The sequence below is a fragment of the Mycolicibacterium moriokaense genome, assembly GCF_010726085.1.
Classification (GTDB): Bacteria; Actinomycetota; Actinomycetes; order Mycobacteriales; family Mycobacteriaceae; genus Mycobacterium; species Mycobacterium moriokaense.
The window spans coordinates 293,734-312,523 of the sequence record NZ_AP022560.1; the positions used below are offsets into that span (position 1 = coordinate 293,734).

The window sequence follows — 18,790 nt, forward strand, 5'->3', positions numbered from 1 at the left end:
GGCTCAGAACCAGGCGTCGCGCATTTCCAGCGTCGTGCGGTCCAGCGCCGCCAGCAGATCGAGCTGCGGTCCGGTCTTGGGCAGTTCGCTGCGGAAGAAGTACCGCGCCGCCTGGCGTTTGCCGTCGTAGAAATCTCCGGTGCGACCGGTGCAAGCCACCACCTGCTCCAGCCAGATCCACGCGACGACGATGTGGCCGAACGCCTCGAGGTACACCACGCTGTTGGCGAGCGCGGCCTCGATGTCGCCGGACGCGAACATCGCGGTCGTCACGTCGACCAGCCGTTGCCATGTCGCGCTGAGACTTTCGGCCAGTTCGGCGGCGTCACCGCCCTCGGCCGTCGCGGCTTCGACCGTCGCCGCAATGGCCGCACCCAGCGCCGCCAGGCTCACGCCGCCACGCTGGGTCACCTTGCGGCCCAACAGATCCAGGCTCTGAATGCCGTGGGTGCCTTCGTGGATGGGGTTGAGCCGGTTGTCCCGGTAGTGCTGTTCGACGTCGTATTCCCGGGTGTAGCCGTAGCCGCCGTGGACCTGGATGGCCAGGCTGTTGGCCTCCGTACACCATTGCGACGGCCAGCTCTTGCCGATCGGTGTCAGGATGTCGAGCAACAGCGTCACCGCGTCGCGCTCTTCGTCGCTCTCCGCGCTGTGCTGCAGGTCGACGAGTTTGGCGCAGTACAGCAGCAGCCCCAAGCCACCCTCGACATACGCCTTCTGCGCCAACAGCATTCGCTTGACGTCGGCGTGCTCGATGATCGGCACCTGCGGTGTGGTCGGATCCTTCGCCGTGAGTGGACGGCCCTGCGGCCGTTCGCGTGCGTACTGCAACGACTTGAGGTATCCGGTGTAACCCAGCGCCACCGCACCCATGCCGACGCCGAGGCGCGCCTCGTTCATCATCGTGAACATGTACCTGATGCCCTGATGCGGTTCGCCGACGAGATAACCGACGGCGCCGTCGAAGTTCAGCACGGTATTGGTGATTCCGCGCTGGCCCATCTTGTGATTCAGCCCGGCGATGGCGACCTTGTTCCGCTCGCCGAGCGAACCGTCGTCGTTGACAAGGTATTTGGGCACGATGAACAACGAGATGCCCTTGGTGCCCGGCGGTCCGCCGGGGATCTTGGCCAGCACGAGGTTGACGATGTTCTCGGTGAGTTCGTGTTCGGCACCGGAGATCCACATCTTGGAGCCGAACAGCCGGTACGTCCCGTCCGGCTGCGGTTCGGCCCGGGTGAGGATGTCCGCCAACGACGATCCGGCCTGCGTCTCCGACAGCGCCATGGTCCCCGAGAACCGGCCCGCCAGCATCGGCCGCAGAAACTTGTCGACCTGTTCGGCGGTGCCGAACTTCGAGATCAGATTCGCGTTGGCGACGGTCAACATCGCGTATCCCGATGTCGCGATGTTGGCGGCGTAGAACCACGCGAACCCGGCCTGCGAGACGGTCACGGGTAGCTGGGCCCCGCCGAACTCGGCGTCCATCGACATACCGAGCAGATCGGCCTCGGCAAAGGCGTCCAACGCCTCCTTCACCTCACCGATGACGGTGACCCTCTCACCGTCGAAGGTGGGCTCGTTGGCGTCGCTCTTCTTGTTGTGCGGTGCGAAGTACCGCGTCGCGAGTTGCTCGCACAGGTCAAGTACGTCGTCGAACGTCTCGCGGGAATGCTCGGAGAAGCGATCCCGCTTCGTGAGCTCGTCGACCCGCAGCCATTCGTAGAGCAGGAAGTCGAGATCTTGGCGCGACAGCAGATTGGACTTCATTCACCCATCCTCGCCGAGACGGTGCCCTGGCGGTTAGTTGACCACGCTGATGTTGACGCCCAACGGCTGCGATTCGCGCACCGCTTCGTCCTTGATCAGCCCGCGCAACAGCGCGGTGCTGAACTCGACGGCGATCTCCTCCGCGGTGCGCCGACCGTGCGGCCGCAGCCAGCGGTAGGAACCCAGCGTCATCCCGATGTAGCCGAGCGCGAGCACATGGCTGTCGCAGTCGTAGAACTCCCCGCTGGCGATACCGCGGTCGATCACGTCGCGCACATGCTCGTAGACCTGGGCCTCTTTCTCCCGGATGTAGGCGACCTGCTCCTCGGTGAACCACTCCGTGATGTACGGGCCCTCCTGGAAGTACACCGCCGCGCGCTCGATATCGCTGGCGATGCCCACCAGCAGCCGGCGGGTGAAGTGGTAGATGGTCTCCCGGGCAGACGCCGTCGGATCGTCGTGCAGCGCGTCCACCGTGAAGTCGGCGGCACCCTTGTAGATGTCGTAGAGGATCAGCGACTTACTTGCGTAGTAGTGATAGACGGTGGCCTTGTTCAGGCCGACGGCGTCGGCGACGTCATCCATGCGGGTGCCGTGATAACCCCTGGCGGCGAACAGCTTGGTGGCGACGGCCAGCAGCTCTTCGCGCCGCGACATCCCATTGCTGGGTGCTCCCGGTGACGAGGCGTTCATGGCGGCTCACTCTGTGCAGGCCCGGAGCGCGTCCGGGGGGTATCAATCAACTGGTTGGCTAGTTTATGCGGTGAGGCTGTTGCCACCGGGTCGGCGGGTCTAGACTCGGCAGGAACCAGCCGCGACGCGAGAGGTGATGACGTGGATCCCAACCCGGATTATGACGCGAGCGACGAGCTGGAATACGGCATCAACTGGTTCGCCTGGATTCTTCGCGGTGTCTATCCGCCGCCCGCCTATCCCCCGGTGTGAGCCACGCGCGGTAGCGCCCTGATCGCCACTCGGACGGCGACGTAGATCACCGATGAGGTGACGAGAAAGATCGGCCAGCCCATCGCGATGCGTGCCGTCGCGAGCAATCCCTCCTGATCCGTACCGTACAGGTAGTTCTGCACCAGAAACCGCGCCCAGGACGCCGTGGCCATCACGGCTGTGGCGATGTCGAACGCCGACCGCACCCGCGGCATGCGACGCCAGCTGCCGTCGCGGCCCGTCAACCACGCCCACACCACACCGACGAGCGGCCTGCGGATCACCAGCGACACGGTGAAGGCGATCGCCAGCCCGAGGTACATCCAGATCCCCGGCAGATAGAAGTCCTTGGCCCTGCCGGTGATAAAAGCGAACGCCGCGCACAACGTCACCCCGGCGAACCCGAACAGCGAGGGCCGGGCGGACTCTCGGCGCAGCAGCTGCCACGCCAGGATGACAGATGCGACGCCGACGGCGGCGATGATCGCCGGGCTGAGGCCGGCAAACGAGTTCGTCACCGCGAAGGTGGTCACCGGCGCCGCCGTGTACACCAGACCGCGCACCCCACCGGCGCGAACCAAGAGCCCCGCTCCCGGCGCACGAGATTCGGCCATCGCCTTCATTCCGTCGTACTTTACGTGTAACAGGGCGTCGAGGCCGGGGTGCGAGGCAAGCATCGGCGGGGTCGAAGACGTTTCCATTGGTGGGCCCCGCCTCGGGCGGGCGGCTGGATGCGGGGGTAAGCGCATCGCTTACCGCCGGAGGGGCACGCCGGACGTGAAGAGGTGGATGGGAGACTTTCCGGATGATCATCGGGATACCGCGCGAATCCCAGGCGGGTGAAACGCGGGTGGCCGCCACCCCGCAGACCGTCGGTGCGCTCCTGAAACTGGGCTACACCGTCGTCATCGAGTCGGGTGCAGGCGCTGCCTCCAGTTTCGCCGACACCGCCTACGAAGACGCAGGGGCGGAGATCGGTGATGCCTGGTCCGCCGACATCGTCCTCAAGGTCAACGCACCCACCGACGCAGAGATCGCACTTCTCAAGGACGGCGCGACGCTGATCAGCCTGATCTCCCCGGCGCTGAATCCGGAGCTGCTGGAAAAGCTGTCCGCCCGCCCCATCACTGCGCTGGCGATGGACGCCGTTCCGCGGATCTCGCGCGCGCAGTCGCTGGACGTGCTGTCGTCGATGGCGAACATCGCCGGATACCGGGCGGTCGTCGAGGCCGCACACAGCTTCGGCCGGTTCTTCACCGGGCAGGTGACCGCGGCGGGCAAGGTGCCCCCGGCCAAGGTGCTGGTGGTCGGCGCGGGGGTGGCCGGGTTGGCCGCCATCGGCGCGGCGGGCAGCCTCGGCGCGATCGTGAAAGCCACCGACCCGCGGCCGGAGGTCGCCGATCAGGTCGCGTCGCTCGGCGGTGAGTACCTGGCGGTGGATCCGGCCGCGGCAGAGGTGTCGGCGACCGGTTACGCCAAGGAGATGGGCGAGGACTACAAGGCCCGCGAGGCACAGCTGTACGCCGACCAGTGCAAGGACGTCGACATCATCATCACGACGGCGCTGATCCCGGGTAAGCCCGCACCGCGGATCATCACCGCCGAGATGGTCGCGTCGATGAAGCCGGGCAGCGTGATCGTCGACATGGCCGCCGCCAACGGCGGCAACGTCGAGGGCACGGTCAAGGACGAGGCGGTCGTGACCGCCAACGGGGTGACGATCATCGGCTACACCGATCTGGCGGGGCGCCTGCCCGCCACCGCCTCGCAGCTCTACGGCACCAACCTGGTCAACCTGCTCAAGCTGCTCACCCCGGAGAAGGACGGGCAGCTGACCCTGGACTTCGACGACGTCGTCCAGCGGTCGGTGACCGTCGTCCGCGACGGCGAGACCACGTGGCCGCCGCCACCGGTGCAGGTGTCCGCGGCGCCCGCGGCCGCTGCCGCGCCGGTCGAGGTCAAGCCGGCGAAACAACCGATGACCATCGGGCGCCGACTGGGACTGACCTTCACCGCCGCAGCGGTGCTGTTCGCGCTCATCGCCCTCTCGCCCGCCGCACTGCAGGTCCACCTGACCGTGTTCGCGTTGGCGATCGTGATCGGTTACTACGTGATCGGCAACGTGCACCACGCGCTGCACACCCCGTTGATGTCGGTGACCAACGCGATCTCCGGCATCATCGTCGTCGGCGCGCTGTTGCAGATCGGCCACGGGAATGCCGCCATCACCGCGCTGGCAACGGCGGCGATCCTGCTCGCCAGCATCAACGTCTTCGGTGGCTTCGCGGTGACCCGCCGCATGCTGGCGATGTTCACGAGGAGCTAGATCATGTTCTCCGTCACCACCGTCGCCACCGCCGCCTACGTCGTCGCGGCGATGCTGTTCATCCTGGCGCTCGCCGGCCTGTCCAAGCACGAGACATCAAGGGCCGGAAACACCTTCGGTATCGCCGGGATGACCGTTGCGCTGCTCGCGACGATCGCGCTTGCCTTGGCGCGCCACATCGAACCGCTTGGTCTCGCGCTGCTCATCGGCGCCATGGTCGTCGGGGCCGCGATAGGTCTCTGGCGGGCCAAGGTCGTCGAGATGACCGGGATGCCCGAGCTGATCGCGCTGCTGCACAGCTTCGTCGGCCTGGCCGCCGTGCTGGTCGGCTGGAACGGCTATCTGCATGTGGAGGGCGAACTGGCCGGAGCAGAGGCCGCGCAGCTCGCGCAGGAGGGCATGCTCGGCATCCATTCGGCCGAGGTCGTCATCGGCGTGTTCATCGGTGCGGTGACGTTCACCGGTTCGATCGTCGCCAACCTGAAGCTGTCGGCCCGCATCAAGTCCGCGCCGATGATGCTGCCCGGCAAGAACTTCCTCAACGTCGGCGCGCTCGTCGTTTTCGCCGCGCTCACCGTCTGGTTCGTGATCGACCCGCAGCTGTGGCTGCTTGCGGTGGTCACCGGGCTGGCGCTGCTGCTGGGCTGGCACCTGGTCGCCTCGATCGGCGGCGGCGACATGCCGGTGGTGGTGTCGATGCTCAACAGCTATTCCGGTTGGGCCGCAGCGGCTTCGGGCTTCCTGCTGTCCAACGACCTGCTCATCGTCACCGGCGCGCTCGTCGGCTCGTCGGGTGCGTACCTGTCCTACATCATGTGCAAGGCGATGAACCGCTCGTTCATCTCGGTGATCGCAGGCGGCTTCGGGATCGAGGCCGGGCCCGCCGATGACAAGGACTACGGCGAGCACCGCGAGATCACCGCCGACGGGGCGGCCGAACTGCTCGAGTCGGCCAGTTCGGTGATCATCACGCCGGGCTACGGCATGGCCGTCGCGCAGGCCCAGTACGGTGTCGCCGACCTGACGCGCAAGCTGCGCGAGCGCGGCGTCAACGTCCGGTTCGGCATCCACCCCGTCGCGGGACGCCTGCCCGGCCACATGAACGTGCTGCTGGCCGAGGCGAAGGTGCCCTACGACATCGTGCTGGAGATGGACGAGATCAACGACGACTTCGACGACACCGACGTCGTACTCGTCATCGGCGCCAACGACACCGTCAACCCGGCGGCCTCCGAGGACCCCGGCAGCCCGATCGCGGGCATGCCCGTGCTCACGGTGTGGAACGCGAACAATGTCATCGTGTTCAAGCGGTCCATGGCGTCGGGTTACGCCGGTGTGCAGAACCCGTTGTTCTTCCGTCAGAACACCCAGATGCTGTTCGGTGACGCGAAGGACCGGGTGGACGCGATCAACGCCGCGCTCTCCGAAACGGTCTCGCACTAGATAACTAGCGAGCGGTCTTCGGCTGGACTCTCGCAGGCTTGGCCGGGCGCCCTGCGTTACGGTGCGGTCTTGGCCGTCACCGACCTCGCGGCGCCTTCATCGACCGTCGACGGTGTAGTCGATGGAATGCTCGCCAGTTCGTCAAAGGCGTTGCGGCTCCCCAAGATCGCCCTCAACGGGCCTAGGTCAGCCCATCCGCGGGTCGATCTTCTCGCCCCGGCGGTGCTGTTCGAGGACGCGGGAAAGTCGAACCCATGAGCGCGTACGAACCGCCAGCGGATGAGCGAGACGTAGCGCCGGCGGTTGATGAGACACTCGATGTACTGAGCGGGCGAAGATGAGCGGAGGCGCAACGTGGCGAAAGCGCCGGGCAATGGCGGCGAGCCGCAGGGAGCAAAACCTGCGGTGAGCAGGCGTCGCGAGGTGGCGGAGGGCAGTGCACGTTCGCTGCTGATGACCACCCTCGGTGAATTCGTCTTGCCGTTCGGTCAGCGGGTCTGGACATCGACACTGGTACGTGCGCTCGGGCTGGTGGGAATTGAAGAGGGATCGGCCCGCCAGGCGCTGGCGCGAACCGCCGCAGAAGGATGGTTGACGTCCGATCGCATCGGAAGGCGCGTGCGGTGGTCACTGACCGACGCCGGTCGCGGGCTGCTGGAGGAGGGCGCGCACCGAATCTATTCGTTCGGGTCCGAAGGAGCGTCGTGGGACGGCCGATGGCTGGTGGTCTTGATCTCCATCCCTGAGTCGATGCGCGCCCTACGCCACAAGGTGCGAACGCAGTTGAGCTGGGCAGGATTTGGATCACCATTGCCTGGCGTGTGGATCTCGCCACACACATCCGCCGCGGCCGCGGCCAAGGCAATCTTCGAGGGTCTCGAGTTGGGTGACAAGGCATTGTCGTTCGTGGCCGAGTACGGCGCCCTGGGTAGCCAAAACGACATGGTGTCCGCGGCGTGGGACCTTGCGGACGTCGAGCGCCATTACGAGGACTTCATCGAGGAATTCTCTGACTTGGAGCCACGATCGGCCGACGACGTCTTGGTTGCCCAGTTGCGCCTGGTTCATGAATGGCGTCGGTTCCCTTTTCTGGATCCACAGTTGCCGCGGTTGCTGCTGCCCCCGCACTGGAGCGGGACCGCGGCGAAATCGCTGTTCGAATCCAAACACACCGCCTGGCAGGAACCGGCGCGGCGCAGATGGAGTCAGCTCGCCGCTGACGCGGATTAACCGGGGGCCCAACGACGCACGATCGCGGCGGTCAGCCAACGGTGCCGGACTGGCTGCCGGCGGACAGTGGCCGATGCGGTTTTGACGGTGAACTCCTCAACCACCCGGCAGCTTTCACATCACCACATATTTGACACTAATATTGTGTTTCGTTATCAATATGTAGTACTTTTTCGGTGGGCCCGCTGCTGCTGATCCCCGAGGAGGAATCCATGTCAGTCGCTACCGCCGTCAGGACAGAGGCCGGTCCCGCCGATACCTCCTCGTCGCCCGAGGTGTCGTTCGACACCCACCCCGACCAGTACCGGCACTGGAGGCTTCGCCTCGACGGTGAGGTGGCCTGGCTGGTTCTCGACGTCGCCGAGGACGGCGGAATGGTCCCCGGCTACGAGCTGAAACTGAATTCCTACGACCTGGGCGTTGACATCGAGTTGTATGACGCCACTCAGCGGCTGCGATTCGAGCACCCGGAGATCAAGGCGGTCGTGGTCACCAGCGGTAAGGAGAAGGTGTTCTGCGCGGGCGCGAACATTCGTATGCTGGCCGCTTCTTCGCATGCGTGGAAGGTGAACTTCTGCAAGTTCACCAACGAGACCCGCAACGGAATGGAGGACGCCTCAGCGCATTCCGGCCAGATCTACCTCGCGGCGGTCAACGGCTCCTGTGCCGGTGGCGGATATGAGTTGGCGTTGGCCTGCGACCACATTCTGCTTGTCGACGACAACTCATCGGCCGTTTCGCTGCCCGAGGTGCCGCTGCTTGGCGTGCTGCCCGGCACGGGCGGATTGACGAGGGTCGTCGACAAGCGGTGGGTGCGCAAGGATCGCGCGGACGTGTTCGCGACCCGCTCCGACGGTTTGCGTGGCAAGACCGCGCTGGAGTGGGGGTTGGTTGACGAGCTCGCTGCGCCGCGGCAGTTCGAGCAGTCTGCGCGTCTGCGCGCCGCCGAGTTGGCTTCCCGCTCGTCGCGCCCGTCGAACGGCCAGGGCGTCGAGCTGACGCCGCTGAAGCGCAGTATCAGCGCCGACGGCATCGCCTATGACTTTGTGACGGCCGAGTTCGACCGTGCGAACGCGGCGGTGACGATCACCGTGCACGCGCCGCAGGCTCCGGCACCGGCCGACATGGACGCGGCGGCCGCGCAGGGTGCCGACTTCTGGCCGCTGGCGGTGACCCGTGAACTCGACGACCTGATTCTTCGTCTGCGTACCAACGAGACCGCCGTCGGCACCTGGATCATCCGCACGGCAGGCGATCTCGCCGTGGTCGACGGCTACGAGCGCTTGCTGCTGGACAATGCCGATGAGCACTGGCTGGCCAACGAGATCCTGCTGTACTACAAGCGGGTCCTCAAGCGTCTGGACGTGACCAGTCGAAGCCTGATCGCCGAGATCCTGCCTGGCAGCTGCTTTTCCGGGATGCTGACTGAACTGGCATTGGCCTGTGATCGGCAGTACATCCTCGATGGGCCTCCGCTGGACGATGAGGACAGCGACGAGCGGGCGCAGCTGCGACTGACGGCCGCCAACTTCGGCCTGTTCCCGATGGGCAACGGCATCTCGCGCCTGGAGTCACGGTTCTACGGACACGACGATCACTTGAACCGGTTACGGGACAACGAGGTCAGCGACCTGCTGACTCCTTCTCAGGCCGACGAATTGGGTCTGGTCACCGATGCGCCCGACGACATCGACTGGGAGGACGAGATCCGCCTTGTGATCGAGGGTCGCGCGGCGTTGTCGCCGGACGCATGCACCGGCATGGAGGCCAATCATCGCTTCGTCGGACCAGAGACCGTCGAGACCAAGATCTTCGGCCGGCTGTCTGCCTGGCAGAACTGGATCTTCGTCCGCCCCAACGCATCCGGAGAAGAAGGAGCGTTACGGCGATACGGTACCGGTAAATCGGCGAACTTCGACAGGAAGCGGGTCTGAGCGCCATGGCGATATCGATCAACTACGAGGACAAGATCCCCAACAACGTCGACCTTTCCTCGGATCGTCGGCTGCAGCGCGCGCTCGAGGGGTGGCAGCCGAAGTTCCTGAACTGGTGGGGCGAGATGGGCCCAACTCTGAAAACGCATGGCGTGTACCTGCGCACGGCGGTCACCGTCGGCCGCGAGGGATGGGCGCACTTCGACCACGTCAACGTCCCCGATTATCGCTGGGGCATCTTCCTGGCCGAACCCAAACCTGACCGACGCATCGCCTTCGGCGAGAACAAGGGCGAGCCGGTATGGCAGCAGGTTCCGGGCGAGCACCGTGCCGATCTGCAGCGACTCATCGTCGTGCAGGGCGACACCGAACCGGCCTCCGTCGAGCAGCAGCGGCTACTGGGCCTCACTGCCCCATCCCTGTATGACCTGCGAAACCTGTTCCAGGTCAACGTCGAAGAGGGACGCCACCTATGGGCGATGGTGTACCTGCTGCACGCCTACTTCGGCAAGGAAGGTCGCGACGAGGCAGAGGCTTTGCTGTACCGCAACTCTGGGAGCCCGGACTCCCCGCGCATCCTCGGCGCCTTCAACGAGAAGACCGCCGACTGGCTCGCGTTCTACATGTTCACCTACTTCACCGACCGCGACGGTAAGTATCAGCTGGGCACACTGAAGGAAAGTGCGTTCGATCCGCTGTCACGCACCTGCGAGTTCATGCTCAAAGAAGAAGCCCACCACATGATGGTGGGCACCACCGGAATCGATCGCGTCGTAACCCGCAGCGCCGAACTGATTCGCGAGCATGACACGCTCGACATCGCTGCCTACGGCGGTATTCCGTTGGAGATCATCCAGAAGTACATCAACTTCCACTACAGCGTGTCCCTCGATCTGTTCGGCAGCGAAACCTCCACCAACGCCGCGAATTACTTCACGGCGGGCCTGAAGGGCCGCTGGCAGGAGGAGCGGCGCAACGACGACCACCAACTGGTCAATGACACCGCAATCCTGGAATCCCCTAACGCCGACGGCACCTCGAGTAGAGAACAGCTCTCTGCGCTGCTGGCACTGAACCTCGACCTGCGAAGCGAATACATCGGAGACTGCCAAAGCGGGGTCAAGCGGTGGAACAAGATCCTGGGCGACAATGAGATCGACTACCAATTCACGCTTCCCTATGTCGGATTCAATCGCGCGGTCGGGATCTATTCCGACAGCCACATCAGCCCGACAGGCGACATCCTCGACGCGGAGACCTGGAAGCAGCGCGAGGCCAAGTGGCTGCCCACCGAAAACGACCTGACGTTCGTGCGATCGCTGATGCAGCCTGTCTACGAGCCCGGCAAGATCGCCAGTTGGATGGCGCCGCCTGTCCAGGGAATCAACGGCAAGGCCTTCGACTACGAATACGTCTACCTGACCTGACACCCGAGAACGGCCACGGAAGTGTGCGTCGCAGTCGCTATCACCCGAGGTAAATATTTGACAAAAATCTGTACGTAATTGAGGGCTGCGTAGTATATTCCTGGTGCTGAACAGCTACCCGGCACAAGCTTCAGCGCCCACCGCCAGGTCCGTTGCCAGCCGACCTCTACGCCGCAGCGGTGCTCGGTGCGCAATCGACGGCGATCGGTTCTGTTGCGCAACCGATGGGAGTTATTGATGGACACATCGTCGGTGCCACCATCGAACGCTCTATTCAACGCGGCGGACTACCTGGTCGATCGCCATGTACGGCAAGGCCATGGCGCCCAGACGGCGGTTGTCGCGTCGAAGCGAACCCTCACTTACGAAGAGCTCGCGGACGCGGTGCACCATGTCGCAGGCGGTCTGCAGCGGCTGGGTGTGCGCCCCGAAGAGCGGGTCGTGCTGTGTATGGCCGACGACATCGAACTGCTCACCGCGATCCTCGCGGCCATGTATCTGGGCGCCGTGCCTGCGCCGGTATCGACGATGCTGACGGGCGTCGAACTCGGCAAGCTGCTCGTGGATTCGCGCGCGAAAGTGCTGTGCGCATCGACGGAATTCGCCACAGCGGTGTCGGCAGCCGTAGCGTCCGCGCCAGAGATCACCGACGTCGTGTTCGACGGGATCGCATCTTCTGATATGCCGCAAGGCGTCGCCGTACACCAATGGGATGTGCTCACCAGCGCCGGACCGACATCGAAGCCCTATGACACCTGGCCTGACTCACCAGCACTGTGGCTGTACACCTCCGGCACGACGGGCACGCCGAAGGCGGCGATGCATCGTCACGAAAGCATTCGGTTGGTTGCCGAAAGCTACGGAGTCGGTGTGCTCGGCATTCAGCCTCAGGACCGGTTCCTGTCCGTGGCGAAACTGTTCTTTGCATACGGAATCGGCAATTCCTGCTTCTTCCCGCTGTCGGTGGGGGCGACCACCATTCTCGAGCGCGGACGGCCCACGCCGGCCGGCATCGCCGAGCGCATCCGAGCCGCACGGCCAACGTTGTTCTTCGCTGTGCCCACCTTTTACTCGTCGATGTTGTCGTCCGACATTCCTGACGACACCTTCTCCACTGTGCGCCAAGGTATTTCAGCGGGTGAAGCGCTCCCGGCACCGCTCTACGAACGCCTGCTCCGGCGCTTCGGACTCGAGGTCCTCGATGGAATCGGGTCGACGGAGGCACTGCACATCTATTTGTCGAACAGACCCGGCAAGGTTGTCCCCGGCTCGTCAGGTGTGCCTGTGCCCGGGTATCACGTCGACCTGCGTGACGAAGACGGCGTCGTTATCGATGCACCCGGGCAACCGGGCACCCTGTTCCTCCGCGGATCCTCCATCGCAACCGGCTACTGGTGCCGCGCATCGACGACACGTCAAGTGTTTCAGGGTGAATGGCTACGAACCGGTGACGCCTACGTTCGCAACCACGACGGCTCATATAGCTGTCTGGGACGTACGGGTGACATTCTCAAGGCAGGCGGCATGTGGGTGTCACCAGCCGAGGTCGAGGAGCGGTTGCTGAAGCATCCTGACGTTGCGGAGGCGGTCGTGGTTGCCGCGCCCGACGCCGCAGGACTCGAGAAACCGGTCGCATGCGTGGTCCCGCAGCCAGGTCAGTCCGTGGTGGCCGACGAGTTGGTCGACTGGTGTCGCGAAGAACTCGCGGCCTTCAAGCGCCCACGTGCGGTGGTCGTCATGGAGGAGTTACCCAAGACCGCGACCGGCAAGATTCGCCGCAATGTGCTCCGCGAACAGGTCGTCGACGTCTTGAAAGAAGACGTGGTCACGGCCTAGCGGACCATGGCGACGGCCTCCCCTCACACTGGGCATTTCGTATCGGCACGCCGCCCCGATTTGGGCGCAGTATCGAATTACGATCCCCAGCGTGCCGGTAGACGCCCCGCCGAAGCCAAACTCTGACGTGCGGGGACGGCTGGCCAGTTTCGGCACGGTGCTCATCATCATCGTCGTGTACGCCGCGGCGCTGGCCGGCTACCACTACGTCGCCGGTCCGGCCGAGTCGTTACCCCCACCGGACATCGGCGAGAGCGGTGACACGGTCGTGGTCGTCGACCTCGAAGAACTCCGCACGGTGGAAACCCAGTTGGACGTGGACGTCATGGTCTACCCCGCCGACAAATACATGAACCCGGCTCTCAACGTGGTGAACACCAACGTCGCGGTGCGCCTGTTCGTGGATGAGGTCAGCATCGGCGGCGACCTCGAAACGCCCGCGGGGAGCTTGCCCCAAGAGATCAGCACGACACTCGAAACCTACGGTGACCCCGAGAGTTGGCCCTTCGACGACTACACAATCGGTCCGGTGCGGGCGGATGTGATCGTCGGTTCCGGTGACGATCGCAAGTTCCAACCCGCCCGGGTGGAAGTGACCGGCAACCTCAACAGCTGGGACATCAGCACCACGCGCAGCGGACCGTCCACCCAGTCCTCCGGTGAAGGCGATTACCAGACAATCCATTTGAGCCGCGCGCGTGGCCCGCTCGCCTTCGATGTCGGCTTGTGCCTGGTGCTGGTAACCCTGCCCGCGATCGCGCTCTTCCTGTCGATCGAGATGATTCGCGGGCGGAAGCAGTTCATGCCGCCGTTCGGGACGTGGTATGCCGCATCGTTGTTCGCGATCATTCCGATACGGAGCTTCATGCCCGGCGCTCCCCCACCCGGCGCGTGGATCGATCAGATCCTCGTGTTGTGGGTCCTCGTCGCGCTGACCGCAGCCATGGTCGTGTATTTCGTCGCCTGGCACCGCCGGTGCAACTGACTGGCACAGTCGAACCGCCCGTCTGGTCCATGCGGGCCAAGCCTATGGTTACTTCGATCCGCACAACCATGGGAGGCATCGGATGGCTGTCGATCGGCTGCTGCCCAGCGAGGACGCCGAAAACCTGATCGCGCTGACCCGGGAGATCGCCGACAAGGTGCTCGACCCGGTCGTCGACGCACACGAAAAGGCCGAAACATACCCGGACGGCGTGTTCCCCGCGCTCGGCGCAGCCGGTCTTTTGAGTCTGCCGCAACCCGAGGAGTGGGGCGGGGGCGGTCAGCCCTTCGAGGTCTACCTGCAGGTGCTCGAGGAGATCGCGGCGCGGTGGGCGGCCGTGGCGGTCGCGGTCAGCGTGCACAGCCTGTCGTCACACCCGCTGCTGATGTTCGGCACCGACGAACAGCGCAAACGGTGGCTGCCCGGCATGCTCTCTGGCGAGCAGATCGGGGCCTACAGCCTTTCGGAGCCGCAGGCGGGCTCGGACGCCGCGGCGCTGAGGTGTGCGGCGAAACCCGAGGGCGACGATTACGTGCTGAACGGGTCGAAATCGTGGATCACCCACGGCGGTGTCGCCGACTTCTACACCTTGTTCGCCCGCACCGGTGAGGGCTCGCGGGGTATCAGTTGCTTCCTGGTGCCCGGCGATCTGCCGGGGCTGAGCTTCGGCAAGCCCGAGGAGAAGATGGGGTTGCACGCCGTACCGACCACGGCGGCGTTCTACGACAACGCCCGCATCGGATCCGATCGCCGCATCGGCGATGAGGGGCAGGGGTTGCAGATCGCCTTCAGCGCTTTGGATTCCGGCCGGCTCGGTATCGCCGCAGTCGCCACCGGGTTGGCGCAGGCCGCACTGGACGAGGCCGTCCGCTACGCCAACGAACGAACGACGTTCGGCCGCAAGATCATCGACCATCAGGGGCTCGGCTTCCTGCTGGCCGACATGGCCGCGGCCGTGACCACCGCGCGTGCGACGTACCTCGATGCCGCACGCCGCCGCGATGCGGGCCGGCCTTACTCCGAGCAGGCCAGCGTCGCCAAGCTGGTGGCGACGGACGCCGCGATGAAGGTCACCACCGACGCCGTGCAGGTGTTCGGTGGTGTCGGTTATACACGTGACTTCCGTGTCGAGCGCTACATGCGCGAGGCGAAGATAATGCAGATCTTCGAGGGCACCAACCAGATTCAGCGTCTGGTCATCGCGCGCGGATTGGTCACCTCTTAACCCGCTCACCCCTCCCGCGAGCAGGCGTGAAAACCCCCAAATCGGCCCCAAAATGGGGGTGTTGGCGTCTGCTCGCCGGAAAAACTATTGGATGAATTCCGTGATGGCGTTGATGAACGCGCCCGGCGCCTCGACCATCGGGCTGTGCCCCGAGCCGGGGATGACCTTCGGGGTCAGGCCCGCCCTGCGGTAACGCTCGACGTTGGCGGCGGTCGGTGCCAGCACGTCGCGCTCACCCCACACGACGAGCACCGGCTTCCCGAGACCCGCCAGTCGGTCGGCCGCATCGCGCTCCTCGCCCTGGTTGCCCGACTCGCAAACGCCTTTGTGCGTCAGCTGTTTCAGCGATCGATGCGCAAACGCCGGCACCGGGTAGTCATCGGCGAATCCCGTCTGCAGCGAGCTGTCGGTGACCGGATCCAACGACCGCAATAAGTCCACAGCAGGCCCGATGAGCGGAGCGCACGCCAGACCCGCGAGCGCGGGCTTGTCCACCAGGTCCTCAGCGGCGGGAGTGTCGGAAACCGCCACACGCTCAACATGTTCTGGATCCAGTTCGGCGAGCGCGATCGCCACCAGCCCGCCCATCGAATGGCCCACCAGAATCGCATGTTCGACGCCGAGCGCATCCAGCGCCCGTCGCACCGCTTCCGCCTGCCCGTCGATGCCGTACTGCGCGGCATCCGCGGGGGCCTCCGAACCACCGTGCCCGACGAGGTCGATCGCGATGACCCGGCGATCGAGCAGGGCCGCGGTGACGCGGTTCCACCACTCCACCGAGGCCGAATACCCGTGCAGCAGCACGACGGCGCGGTCACCGGGAGGGCCATACTCCTTGACGTTCAGGTCCGGGCCGTCGAGCTGGAGCACCCGGCCACCGTCGAACGCCTCCGCCGAACGCGTGGCTCTCGTAACCACGAACGCGTTCACTGCCAGCGCCGCGACGACGATGACAGTGGCGATCATGATCATCCGCCACTTCATCGGCCGGACGCTACTCCCTCTACCCCGTTGTCCTCAATGATTTTTCACCCTCACTCGCTGACCGGCTCCGGGGGCGAGGTTGCTGTCACCTGCGTTCCGTGACCGGGCACGGAGTTGATCTCCATCGATCCGCCCAGCCCATCGAACCGCGCCAGCAACGACCCCAGGCCGATGTGCCCGTCGGCGACATAACCCTCGACGTTCGCCGGGTCGAAGCCTTTCCCGTTGTCGCTGACGGTCAACACGATCCGGTTGCCCCGCCGCGACAGACCCATCCGCACAGTCGTCGCGCGCGCGTGCTTGTGGATGTTGGCCAGTAATTCCCTGGCGGCCCGGTACATCAGCTGCTGGGACTCGACCTTGCCGACGTCCTCGAGGTCAGCCTCCACCGTGTAGTCGCCGCGAGCCTCGAACTGCCGCAGTAGTTCTCGCACCGCCGGCGTAAGACCGAGCTGGGCGAGCACCTGAGGATGCAGTTCGGTGACCGTCGAGCGCAACTGCGCGGCGGTCTCCTGCAGTGCGGCATGCACCGCTTCGAGTGCTGGATCGTCATTGCGTTCGCGGATCTCGTCAAGGTCGAGGCGCGCCGCCAGCAGGGTCTGCAGCGGTCCGTCGTGCAAGTGCTCGGCGACTTCCCGGTTGTGCCGCTCGTCGGCCTGCATCGCCTCGGACACCAGTTGCAGGCGGATGTGCTGGAGCTTGGCGACGCGCGCGCGCCGCCATACCAGCACCAGACACAGCGCGGTGGTGGCGGCTGCGGCCCACAGCAGGAAGCCGACGTGCGTGTAGACGATGTCGGGCAGACCGACGTGGTCATCGCGCTTGGAGTACACGATCCACACCGCTAGATAGCCGAGGGCGGTGCCGGTGCCCAGGATCGCGGTGAGCATGGGTCGGTCCTGGAAGGCCACCGCGATCGGCAGCAGGAAGAACACCGGCAGCAACGCTGCGGTCGCCCCGCCGGACACCAGACACAACACCACCACGACCAGGACGTCGATGGCGGTCGAGGTCCAGTCCGCCCAGCGTGGCACGGGGCCCTGCAACACGACGATCAGCCACACCACGGCGGCTGCGCCGTAGAAGCCCAGCACCACTTCGTAGACGCCCGGCAGCCAGTGGTCGACCTCCCACGTCCACACCAGCAGCGCGATCAGAGCGATGAGCGGCAGCCGCAGAAACGCGGTGACGCGGACAGGCTCCCTCGCGAAATAGCCGGCGACGCGGTCCAGCACGGCTAGTCCAGCAGCTTGCGGCGCATCGCTTCGGCAACCGCGGCGGCCCGGTCGTTCACGCCGAGTTTCTCGTAGAGGCGTTGCACGTGGGTCTTGACGGTGGACGGCGCAAGAAACAGCTCCTTGGCCATCGCGGGGATGCTGCTGCCCGCGGCGATCAGCTTCAGCACCTCGCGTTCACGCGGGCTCAGCGCCGGGCCTTCGGGTTCGGCACGCTTGCGGATCTCGCCGGCCAGCCCCGCGGCCAGACTGGGCGCCACGACATCGCGGCCCTTGGCGCAGTCCAGGACAGCGTTCACGAGTTCAGAGCGGCTCGACTCCTTGGGCAGGAATCCCGCGGCACCCTCCTGTAGCGCGCGGAAGACGATCGCCGACTCGTCGTGCGCGGACACCAGGAGCACTCGCGTCGGCAGTTCATCGCGCTGGACGGCCGCAGCGACCTCGGCGCCGTCCATGCCCGGCATTCGGTAGTCGAGAAGGGCTACCTCTGGCAGATGCGTGCGGATGGCCTCGAGTGCCGACAATCCGTCATCGGCCTCGGCAACCACCTCGATCGACCCGCTGGAAACGAGCGCGCGCACCACACCGTCGCGAAACATCGGGTGATCATCGCCGACCACTACCCGGACTTTGTCCCTGGTCAGGCCTGTCGACACAGCTCAAAGCTTCGCACAGCAGCCTGGCGGATGCCGCCGAAAGCGCCTCGACACTCCGAAATGACGGTGGTGCGGGTGACCCCGGAGCGGATCGACGGTCGGCTTTGACCGCCTCTCCGGCTCCTGTGTTCACTTCAGCGGCTCGGGTGTGAAGCTGACGTCGACGTCGCCCAGGCCCATCGTGACCTGACCCTCCATCACCATCACCCGTGCCGCGACCCGCCGGTCGACCGCCTGGGCCAGCCGCTGCACCGGCAGGTGCGGAATCTGCAGCACAGACAAATTCGGCAGCCCCGCCAGTCTGGGTCCCGCGTTGCGCCACCACGTGGCCACTCCGGATGAGAAGGGGTACAGCAGCACCCGGTCAGCCTGGCTGACCGCCTTGCCCAGGACGCGTGCATCGGGCTGGCCGACGGTGATCCACTCCAGGATCCGGCCCGTGTAGTCAGCCAGGCGCAGGTCCGGTACGCCGGGGGTGGACAGTCCCGGCCCGAACGCCAACTCACCGTCGACGTCGTCGAGTCGATGCGCGCGCAGCCCAAACGCCAACAGCCGCACCACCATCCGCTCATCGGTCTCACTGGGATGACGGGCCACAGTCAACATGTGATCGGCGTAGTAACCGTGGTCGACATCGGAGACGCCGAGTTCAACCTTGAAGACCGTCGCCGAAAGAGCCACGACACAGTATCCCTGGTCGGCCGTGCCCACAGCTACGTAAAGCGTCGAGATCCTTCATCCGAATGGACTACACGCGATTCATCCGGCGTGCCGTTCTTTTGCGCGACAGACAG

At 65.3% G+C, this 18,790-nt stretch carries 16 protein-coding genes and 1 pseudogene; 10 read left to right on the top strand and 7 right to left on the bottom strand.

What is annotated here, in order from left to right; all coding sequences use genetic code 11:
• Positions 1–3: 3 nt before the first annotated feature.
• Both G6N43_RS01315 and G6N43_RS01320 read right to left on the bottom strand, forming a co-directional pair.
• The gene (locus tag G6N43_RS01315) at positions 4–1,770 is read right to left on the bottom strand and encodes an acyl-CoA dehydrogenase (protein WP_083151999.1); all 1,767 of its coding nucleotides are present in this window, start codon (positions 1,768–1,770) and stop codon (positions 4–6) included.
• 33 nt (positions 1,771–1,803) lie between these two features.
• Entirely contained in the window at positions 1,804–2,463 is a 660-nt protein-coding gene (locus G6N43_RS01320; RefSeq protein WP_083151996.1) for a TetR/AcrR family transcriptional regulator, read from the bottom strand.
• Between the two features lie 141 nt (positions 2,464–2,604).
• Here G6N43_RS01320 and G6N43_RS30475 point away from each other — a divergent pair.
• A pseudogene (locus G6N43_RS30475) lies at positions 2,605–2,715 on the top strand (CAP domain-containing protein); the annotation flags it as partial.
• On the opposite strand, the gene G6N43_RS01325 reads toward G6N43_RS30475, so the two are convergent.
• Positions 2,700–3,416: a DUF3159 domain-containing protein gene (locus G6N43_RS01325; protein ID WP_308206452.1), complete on the bottom strand. Its 717-nt coding sequence runs from the start codon at positions 3,414–3,416 to the stop codon at positions 2,700–2,702. The pseudogene G6N43_RS30475 and the gene G6N43_RS01325 overlap by 16 nt on opposite strands.
• Before the next feature lie 104 nt (positions 3,417–3,520).
• On the opposite strand from G6N43_RS01325, the gene G6N43_RS01330 reads away from it, so the two are divergent.
• From G6N43_RS01330 to G6N43_RS01370, 9 genes are all read left to right on the top strand, one after another.
• The gene (locus tag G6N43_RS01330) at positions 3,521–5,041 is read left to right on the top strand and encodes a Re/Si-specific NAD(P)(+) transhydrogenase subunit alpha (protein ID WP_083151993.1); all 1,521 of its coding nucleotides are present in this window, start codon (positions 3,521–3,523) and stop codon (positions 5,039–5,041) included.
• Positions 5,042–5,044: 3 nt separating this feature from the next.
• On the top strand, positions 5,045–6,484 hold the full coding sequence (gene pntB / locus G6N43_RS01335) for a Re/Si-specific NAD(P)(+) transhydrogenase subunit beta (protein ID WP_083151990.1): 1,440 nt from the start codon (positions 5,045–5,047) through the stop codon (positions 6,482–6,484).
• Between the two features lie 69 nt (positions 6,485–6,553).
• Complete coding sequence (locus G6N43_RS01340) at positions 6,554–6,742, top strand: hypothetical protein (protein WP_133056555.1); 189 nt, start codon at positions 6,554–6,556, stop codon at positions 6,740–6,742.
• 147 nt (positions 6,743–6,889) lie between these two features.
• Positions 6,890–7,714: a PaaX family transcriptional regulator gene (locus G6N43_RS01345; protein WP_220100598.1), complete on the top strand. Its 825-nt coding sequence runs from the start codon at positions 6,890–6,892 to the stop codon at positions 7,712–7,714.
• Between the two features lie 212 nt (positions 7,715–7,926).
• Positions 7,927–9,648 (top strand): 2,3-epoxybenzoyl-CoA dihydrolase, encoded by a 1,722-nt coding sequence (gene boxC / locus G6N43_RS01350; RefSeq protein ID WP_083152056.1) that lies wholly within the window; start codon positions 7,927–7,929, stop codon positions 9,646–9,648.
• 5 nt (positions 9,649–9,653) lie between these two features.
• On the top strand, positions 9,654–11,075 hold the full coding sequence (gene boxB, locus G6N43_RS01355) for a benzoyl-CoA 2,3-epoxidase subunit BoxB (RefSeq protein WP_083151987.1): 1,422 nt from the start codon (positions 9,654–9,656) through the stop codon (positions 11,073–11,075).
• Positions 11,076–11,312: 237 nt separating this feature from the next.
• Positions 11,313–12,911 carry a benzoate-CoA ligase family protein gene (locus G6N43_RS01360; protein ID WP_083151984.1) on the top strand — a complete coding sequence of 533 codons (1,599 nt, stop codon included), beginning with the start codon at positions 11,313–11,315 and terminating at the stop codon, positions 12,909–12,911.
• A gap of 91 nt (positions 12,912–13,002) precedes the next feature.
• Positions 13,003–13,896, top strand: coding sequence for a DUF4436 domain-containing protein (locus tag G6N43_RS01365; protein WP_179967951.1), 894 nt, complete (start codon positions 13,003–13,005; stop codon positions 13,894–13,896).
• Between the two features lie 82 nt (positions 13,897–13,978).
• Complete coding sequence (locus tag G6N43_RS01370) at positions 13,979–15,121, top strand: acyl-CoA dehydrogenase family protein (RefSeq protein WP_083151981.1); 1,143 nt, start codon at positions 13,979–13,981, stop codon at positions 15,119–15,121.
• Between the two features lie 84 nt (positions 15,122–15,205).
• Here the strand turns inward: G6N43_RS01370 and G6N43_RS01375 are convergent, their stop codons facing one another.
• The 4 genes from G6N43_RS01375 to G6N43_RS01390 all read right to left on the bottom strand — a co-directional run bounded on the left by G6N43_RS01375 (position 15,206) and on the right by G6N43_RS01390 (position 18,677).
• Positions 15,206–16,105 (bottom strand): alpha/beta fold hydrolase, encoded by a 900-nt coding sequence (locus G6N43_RS01375; protein ID WP_083151978.1) that lies wholly within the window; start codon positions 16,103–16,105, stop codon positions 15,206–15,208.
• Positions 16,106–16,155: 50 nt separating this feature from the next.
• A complete protein-coding gene (locus G6N43_RS01380) occupies positions 16,156–17,340 on the bottom strand; it encodes a sensor histidine kinase (protein WP_083151975.1) in 1,185 nt (394 codons plus the stop codon).
• A 2-nt stretch (positions 17,341–17,342) separates the two neighbouring features.
• Positions 17,343–17,939, bottom strand: a complete 597-nt coding sequence (locus G6N43_RS01385; protein ID WP_234810103.1) for a response regulator — start codon at positions 17,937–17,939, stop codon at positions 17,343–17,345.
• Positions 17,940–18,125: 186 nt separating this feature from the next.
• Positions 18,126–18,677: a YaeQ family protein gene (locus G6N43_RS01390; RefSeq protein ID WP_083152050.1), complete on the bottom strand. Its 552-nt coding sequence runs from the start codon at positions 18,675–18,677 to the stop codon at positions 18,126–18,128.
• Positions 18,678–18,790 lie beyond the last annotated feature (113 nt).